This is a genomic window from Synechococcus sp. H55.11, assembly GCF_047462475.1.
Classification (GTDB): Bacteria; Cyanobacteriota; Cyanobacteriia; order Thermostichales; family Thermostichaceae; genus Thermostichus.
Genome location: NZ_JANSJI010000083.1, coordinates 23835 through 30379, shown reverse-complemented (window position 1 = coordinate 30379; position 6545 = coordinate 23835). Strand labels below are relative to the sequence as shown.

At 61.1% G+C, this 6545-nt stretch carries 9 protein-coding genes and 1 pseudogene; 3 read left to right on the top strand and 7 right to left on the bottom strand.

All coding sequences use genetic code 11. The annotated features are described in order from the left end of the window. Positions 1-890, bottom strand: an 890-nt coding sequence (locus tag NW853_RS03635) for an alpha/beta fold hydrolase (protein ID WP_414347807.1), incomplete at its 3' end; no start/stop codon positions are given. Positions 891-998: 108 nt separating this feature from the next. Between NW853_RS03635 and ruvA the strand changes: the two genes are divergently transcribed. After that, positions 999-1613: a Holliday junction branch migration protein RuvA gene (gene ruvA, locus NW853_RS03630; protein WP_414334069.1), complete on the top strand. Its 615-nt coding sequence runs from the start codon at positions 999-1001 to the stop codon at positions 1611-1613. Next, positions 1610-2272, top strand: a complete 663-nt coding sequence (gene nadD / locus NW853_RS03625; protein WP_414334070.1) for a nicotinate-nucleotide adenylyltransferase — start codon at positions 1610-1612, stop codon at positions 2270-2272. The genes ruvA and nadD overlap by 4 nt, the downstream gene beginning before the upstream one ends. 16 nt (positions 2273-2288) lie before the next feature. Here the strand turns inward: nadD and psaC are convergent, their stop codons facing one another. Continuing rightward, positions 2289-2537 carry a photosystem I iron-sulfur center protein PsaC gene (gene psaC, locus NW853_RS03620; protein ID WP_244348937.1) on the bottom strand — a complete coding sequence of 83 codons (249 nt, stop codon included), beginning with the start codon at positions 2535-2537 and terminating at the stop codon, positions 2289-2291. A gap of 244 nt (positions 2538-2781) precedes the next feature. On the opposite strand from psaC, the gene NW853_RS03615 reads away from it, so the two are divergent. Continuing rightward, positions 2782-3171 carry a hypothetical protein gene (locus NW853_RS03615; RefSeq protein ID WP_414334072.1) on the top strand — a complete coding sequence of 130 codons (390 nt, stop codon included), beginning with the start codon at positions 2782-2784 and terminating at the stop codon, positions 3169-3171. 7 nt (positions 3172-3178) lie between these two features. Here the strand turns inward: NW853_RS03615 and NW853_RS03610 are convergent, their stop codons facing one another. From NW853_RS03610 to NW853_RS03590, 5 genes and pseudogenes are all read right to left on the bottom strand, one after another. Beyond that, on the bottom strand, positions 3179-3511 hold the full coding sequence (locus NW853_RS03610; protein ID WP_414334074.1) for a DUF3493 domain-containing protein: 333 nt from the start codon (positions 3509-3511) through the stop codon (positions 3179-3181). Positions 3512-3514: 3 nt separating this feature from the next. Beyond that, positions 3515-4156: a hypothetical protein gene (locus NW853_RS03605; protein WP_414334076.1), complete on the bottom strand. Its 642-nt coding sequence runs from the start codon at positions 4154-4156 to the stop codon at positions 3515-3517. Between the two features lie 130 nt (positions 4157-4286). Continuing rightward, a complete protein-coding gene (locus NW853_RS03600; RefSeq protein ID WP_414334077.1) occupies positions 4287-5588 on the bottom strand; it encodes a gamma-glutamyl phosphate reductase in 1302 nt (433 codons plus the stop codon). A 136-nt stretch (positions 5589-5724) separates the two neighbouring features. Then, entirely contained in the window at positions 5725-6177 is a 453-nt protein-coding gene (locus tag NW853_RS03595; RefSeq protein ID WP_414347804.1) for a hypothetical protein, read from the bottom strand. 57 nt (positions 6178-6234) lie between these two features. Further along, positions 6235-6545, bottom strand: a pseudogene (locus NW853_RS03590) (hypothetical protein); the annotation flags it as partial.

Sequence of the window (6545 nt, the reverse complement as noted above, 5' to 3'; positions counted from 1 at the left end):
GAGGTGGTGGCCGGGATCCCCGTCTCGATCCACTGGTGGATCAGGGCATTGACCTGTTCGGGGCGCTCATCGTGAGGGCAGTGGCCGGCCTCCAGGAAGTATTCCACCGCCTGAGGGTAGTGAGCCCGGTAGAGCTTAGAGCGCTCGCGGGCCCGCATCCAGGGATCCCGTTCTCCCCAGATCAACAACAGCGGGCGCACCAAGCTGCGCAGCAGCTCATCCACGTAGCGTCCCTTCTGCCCGCCCCGCATCAAGGCTACAAACACATCGGCAGCCCCCGGATCCCGCGTGGGGCGGTGGATGTCTTCCACCAGTTGGTCTGTCACCGCCGCCGGGTCGTAGTAGACCTGCTTCAGCTTGGCCCGGATCACGTGCGGCTGTCGCAAGTACTGAAACAGCAAGTAAGATACCAGGCGCTGCCGCAGGCCCCAGCCCACCAATCCGCCCAGCCATTGCCGCCAGCCGCTCGGGGATCCTTTGAGCGTGGAGAACCCCCCTGCCCCATTCAAGAGCACCACGCCCCGCACCCACTCCGGCCACTCCGCCGCCAGACTGAGCACCACATAGCCGCCCAGGGAGTTGCCGATCCCCACCACGGGCCGACGGATCACCTGTTGGCAAAAGTCCCGCAGTTGATCCCGCCAGATTTCGGTGCGGTAGTCCCAGTTGGGCTTGGCGGAGCGACCGAAACCCAGCAAATCGATGGCATACACCTGATAGTGTTGCGCCAATTCGGGAATGTTTTTGCGCCAGTGGTCGGTGGAGGCCCCAAAGCCGTGCACCAAGAGCAAAGGCTGACCCTGCTCGCCTTGTTTGACATAATGAACCGACTGCCCTCGCCAAGTCCACCGCGCCGAAACGGGAGTGGCCGATGCCGATGTTGAAGCCATAGAAGTCGCTTGTAAGCTTTTCTTATTCTAGATTCTTTTAAATTCTGCTCAGCCGACTCTGGAGCTGTAGCCGCGCAGAGTATCCTAAACACGGATTGGACTTGCAGCATGATCGCCTTTTTGAGCGGCCACCTCGTCGCCATCGAATGGGGAGAGCGCAGCAGCCTCACCGTTGAGGTGCAGGGGATCGGCTATCGGGTCAAGGCCCCGGCGCGTTTTCTCAAGCAACTGCCCCCCATCGGAGAGCCCGTGCGGGTGTTTACCCACTTGGTGGTGCGAGAGACCGAGCTGGTGTTGTACGGGTTTGGCTCGCCAGCCGAGCGCGATTTGTTTGTGGAGCTCATCAAAGTTGCGGGGGTAGGGCCGGCTCTGGGTTTGGCTCTGCTGAATACCTTTGGCCTGCCGGAGCTGGTTCAGGCAGTGGTGACCGAAAACGTGCGCCTACTTTCCCTCGCACCAGGGGTAGGTCACAAAACGGCCCAGCGGCTGGCCTTGGAGCTGAAAACCAAGCTGGCCCACTGGCGACAAGGTTTGGAGAACGCAGATCGCCCCCTGGCCGGCGGGCCGCCCATGCCCATCCGGGAAGAGGTGGAAATGGCCTTGCTGGCCCTGGGCTACAGCGCTCAAGAAATTCAGGCGGCCCTGCAAGCTTTGCCCTCCCAGCCTCGCCCAACGGAAGAGTGGCTGCGGGATGCCATCACCTACCTCAGCCGCCAGCCATGAGCCCCTCTGTCCGCAAGCAGCCCCGCATCGGCATCCTGGGCGGCACCTTTAACCCTGTACATCACGGCCATTTGATCATGGCGGAACAAGCCCTTTGGCAGTTTGACCTGGATCAGGTGCTGTGGATGCCGGCAGGGGATCCCCCCCACAAGCCCCTGGCCGCCGGCGCCAGCAAAGCCGACCGCTTGGCTATGGTCAAACTGGCCATTGCCGACCACCAGCGCTTCGCCTGCTCAGAGCTGGAGATCCGCCGTCCGGGGCGCTCCTACACCATTGAGACGCTGCGCAGCCTTATCCAGGAGCAACCCAATACCCAGTGGTACTGGATCCTCGGCGTGGATGCCCTGCGGGATCTGCCCCAGTGGTATCGAGCCGAAGAATTGGCCCGCCTCTGCCACTGGATTGTCGCCCCACGGGTGGATGCCGGCGATGCCGCCCAGGTGTTGCGGTTGGTGGCCCAACAGTTGCCCATCCAGGCGGAAATCCTGGAAGCCCCTACCTTGACCCTCTCTTCCACCTACTTGCGGCGGCAAATCCAAAAGGGGGGATCCATTCGCTACCTGGTGCCCCCTGCCGTGGAGCACTACATCCGCCAGCACCGCCTCTACCTGCAGCGTGAAGAAGGGGAGGAATCCCTCCCCTCCGAATCAATCCGGTAGAAGTACCCCCAACCCCTTAGTAGGCCAAGCCCATGCTGCGGGTGGTTTCGGGGCCGAGATAGACCCGGATGCTCAAGAAATCCGTGGGGCAGGCAGTTTCGCAGCGTTTGCAGCCAACACAGTCTTCGGTGCGGGGAGAGGCCGCGATCATCCCGGCTTTGTTGTTCCCTTTCCAGGGCACCATCTCCAACACGTCGGTGGGACAAGCTCGCACACACTGAGTGCAGCCGATGCAGGTGTCGTAGATCTTGACCGAGTGAGCCATTAGCGTTCTCCAGTCGAGCAGGTTGAAAAGTTAAAAAAGATTGACCAATCGGCGTGGCAGCAACATCGCTGCGCAAGTGCCCTCAGTGTACTGTAGTCCTGCCAAGACACCCCAAGCTCCGATCCAAATGTTCAAACAAATTTACAGGATTGGGCTAGCGGAACGGCTGTCATAGGGGCCCCGGAGCCGTTGTTCCCGTTGGGCTAGGATCGCCTGAGAAAGACCAGGGCAAGGGATCCTATCAATGGGACGCTCGCTGCGGAATTGGAGAAGGCAAACCCAAGGCCAGATGCGCCGCCTGGGGCCTGTTTTGGCCGATATCCTCCAGGAGATCTACGCAGAGAACGTCCCTCGCCTGCGCCAATGGGATCGGCAGCTCACCGAGTGGGTGTACCGCCGCGGCTGGAGGGTGGATCCCTCCTTGCCCAAGGTGGCCATCTACGTGTTGGGCGCGGTGGTGATCCTGGCGATTCCGCTGCTCACCTTGGCGGTCTTGGTTGCCTTGGTTGCCTTTCTGGCCATCCAAATAGTTCAAAAATGGCCCCAGGAAGCCCCGGCAAGGGAGCGCCGTTATCTGCCCAGCGCCGACGCGGAGGACGACTCCGATCCCGGCCCAGAGAACTGGGATTTTTAGAGCCGGGCTAGCGGTCTTGTCGGATGCCCAAGCGCTGCTTCACCTGTCTGACCAGCTTTTGCTGGGAACGGTTTTCCAGCCTGTTCAGGCCGAGGGCGCCGGCCAGGATCCCCAACTGCAGCGCCAAGCTGGGCAGGGTGGTCTCCAGATCTCGCCCCGCCAAGGCCCGGAAGAAAAATACAAATGCCCCGATGGTGGCCGAGAATCCCACCGCCAGGTAGATGAAGCGCCGCAAACTCCGATAGGGAGCGGCCAGCTCCGTGAGCAGCCTCACCCGATCCGCCATCGGATCCTGGGGCAAGCTGGCTTTGGGCGAAGACTTGGGATCCGATTCTGCCATCGACTACACCTCCTCGGGCAACAGAAGGGGATCCCGACCGGAAACCCCCGCCAAAATGGCTTCGGCAGCGCGGCAGGCGGCCAGAATATCTTGCTCTTCCCCGCCCAGGTACACGCGGCCAAAGCTGCCAAAGGGCATCACCTCGAGGATGTTGATCCGGGCCGATTTTTCTGCCTCGTTGGCGGCCAGGGGGGCATAGCCTGCCGGCTGCACCTCCAGGATGTAGAGGGTTTGGCCGGCCAACAGCATTTGGCCGCGGCGGAAACGATTGATCAACTGGGTTTGGTGGGGATCGATGTTGCGGATGATCTGGCTGGAGATGATGCGCGGCTTGAGGCGCTCCTGTTCGCTCACCCCCAGAGCAGATAGAATGGCGCGGCCAGCCGTGCGGGTATCCCCCTGATTGCTGGAGTGTACCTCCAAAAGGCCGTAGAGGCGCTCCACCACCTGCAGCCCAGGCCTCACCGAAGTGGCTTTGAGGGCGATGTCCATGACGCGGTTGATCTCGATGCCGGGGGAAATCTCGACCCAGAGGGAAGTATCCCCTGGCAGGGGCAAAAAGCCCTGGGCCACCGTGCCCAGGTAGGCCGCGTACTGGGGCTGGAGCCGATCCAAAAACACATAACTGCGCAGGTCAATCCCCAAAGGAGTTCTCCCCCGTCTGTTGGGCTGGGTTGGACGTCGGACGACCGGGCCGGCATCCCTCCCTTTCTAGTCTCACGCCATCTCCTGGCTTTTGGGGAGAACGGCAGTTCGGGATCCCAACTTTTCCCCGCTACAGGCCACCCTGAGCCACCACCTTCACTGTTGTCAAAGCTTCCAGGTCAATGGGCCCGCGCACGTGCAGCCGCTGGGTGGAAATGCCCAAAGACAGGTCGCGAAACGCTCCCAAGGTGGGGATCCCGGCTCCCCGGCCTGCCGAGAGGGGGGACGTGTTGAGGTGGATCAGGGCGGCATCCACCTCCTGGAGAAAGCGCTGGGCTGCCGATTGGCTATCGGTGAGGATCGTCTCCGATTGACGACAGCCATTTTTGTTGATCCAGGCGATCGCCTCCGTCAGGTCGGCAACGGGCTGTAGGCGCAGATGAGGCTGTTCTGTGGAGTCAAAGCCCTCCCCAAGCGGGTGAAGCTGGGGGAATCGCTCCAGAATAGGGGCTGCTGCCTGTATATCGATCCCTTGACCCAGCAAGTCTTCAATCAGGGCGGTCAGATGATTGGCGGACCAATCGGTGTGGATCAGCAGCCAAAGGGTGAGGGGCTGATAAATCGGGATCCCTTCCGCGCCATACTGGGCCAGGGGATCCAACACAACTGACTTGACCAAAGGCCAGGGAGCCGTGCGATCCACGTAGATGTGGCCGTACCCCAGATGGGTGACCAGAGTCGGCACTTTGCTGGCCTGCAACAGGAACTCCACCCAGCCGGGGCGACCACAGGGGATCACCAGATCCACGTAGCGGGTTTGCTGCAACAACAGCAACAGTGGGGAATCGGCCTGAGGATCGGCCGTTTGGTCTTGGACGGGCAGGGTTTGAATGGCCCCTTCCGGGATCCCGTGCTCGTAGGCGGTCTCTGCCAACAGGTTGACCAGGGCCTGATGGGTTTTCTGGATAGGGCCGCTGCCGGCCAGAATCACGCCATTGCCCGTCTTGAGACCCATGCCAATGCCATTCAAGGCAAACTCGGGGTAGATCTCGTAGACCAAGGCGATCAGCCCCAAAGGAACGCGGTAGCGGCCAATAAACAGCCCGTTGTCCTGACGGCACCCCCTCTCCAGGCTACCGATGGGATCCGGCTGTTGGGCCAAGAGAGCAAGCAACTGGGCGGATCGCTGCAGGCGCTCAGGAGTGAGCTTGAGGCCGTTGAGGATCCACTCCGGCAGGGTTTGCTCGCGGCAGCTTTCCAGGTCGAGGGTATTGGCCTCCAGCAGCAGATCGGAGCGATCCAGCAAACAACGCGAGAGAGCCAGCAGGGCCTGGCGCTTGGTTTGGCTGCTCAGCCGCTGCATCTGCGGCAGCAAACGGCGTACCTGTCGCAGAGTAGTGCTTAGGTCAAAGGCTGAACCGAAATCTGTCACTCGCTTCTCTCCTGCCTGGCTGACCGACGACAGACCTGCTCCCTTCTCCAGACCACTGCTAACAAGAAATGGCTGGATCCACAAGTGCCGGGGCTGCTGATTCTGCAGGGGATCGCCGGGGAAAGTCCCGCCAATCTTAAGGCCGCCGCAGCAGCAGGATCGCCGTGGCCATCAACAGGGTCAGCAACAAGCCAAGAATCAGAAACCAACTGAGCAACTGGGTTTGGCTGGGAAAGAGCGCCGCACCGATAAACCCCACCACCAAAACAACCCCCAGGCTAAAGGTGAGGCCCAAGAGCGTGGATCCCTGGAGGGCATTTTCCCGCCGCAAGACCCACTGATGGCCGTTCCAGAACCACATTTTGCGATAGGGATAAGAAACCGCCAGTTGCTCAATATGCAAACGGTCGGGGGTGATGGCGAAAATATGCTGGCAACGGCTGCAGCCAAAAGCCTCGGTCAGGGTGATCAGGCGCAACTGACCCTGATGGCAACACGGGCAGGGGTAGATCTTGGTGGGCTCAATCGGCTGAGCCACCCGCAGGGACGATTTCTGCCGAGGCAACTTGCGGGGAGAAGAAAAGGCCACAGCTCCTAGTTGGGGAGAAGTCGGGATCCCTCACATCCTATCTTCAAGAAAGTGGAGTCAAGCCACCCAGAGATGCTGGGTGTAACGCCAGGTCAAGATTTGGTTGAGGACGAGGAAGATGAGAGCCAGAAGCCCATAGCCCAGCTTGAGAACTCTGCTCAGGTGGGGACGAGCCCAGAGGGGAAGAAAGCCCAAATCTGTGTGCTTGGCCCAGTGCACGAGAGCCAGCACGTGTACGACGTGAACCGGCAGGCAGTAGCGAATCATGCTTCGCTGGCCCAGGGGACTCATGCCGGCTACAGCGATGTAGAACATGGCCCAGGCAGCCAAATGGAGCCCCAGCCGCTCCCGCCAGCGCTGGCTCTTGC